This is a genomic window from Methylobacterium sp. D48H (assembly GCF_053345715.1).
The window spans coordinates 1-297 of record NZ_JBKFAP010000172.1 but is presented as its reverse complement, the minus strand read 5'-3'; the positions used below and the strand labels follow the sequence as shown (position 1 = coordinate 297).

Below are 297 nucleotides of genomic sequence, written 5' to 3'. Positions count from 1 at the left end.
CGCGTCTGGGTCGACCCGAACAAGCTCGCCGCCTACGGCCTCTCGGTCACCGACGTCACCGCGGCCCTGCAGGAGCAGAACGTGCAGGTGGCCGCCGGCCAGCTGGACGGTCCGCCAGCCGCCAAGGGCGAGGCGTTCCAGCTCGTCGTGCAGTCGCAGGCGCGGTTCAAGACGCCCGAGCAGTTCGCCGAGGACATCATCAAGGCGCAGGACGGGCGCCTCGTCCGGGTCAAGGACATCGCCCGCGTCGAGATGGGCCAGAAGGACTACACGACCAACTCGTTCCTCAACGACACG

1 protein-coding gene is annotated in these 297 nt (G+C 68.7%); it reads left to right on the top strand.

The window, feature by feature from the left end:
* The coding region (locus ACLBX8_RS32000) for an efflux RND transporter permease subunit (protein WP_447716449.1) at nt 1-297 on the top strand (297 nt) is incomplete at both ends.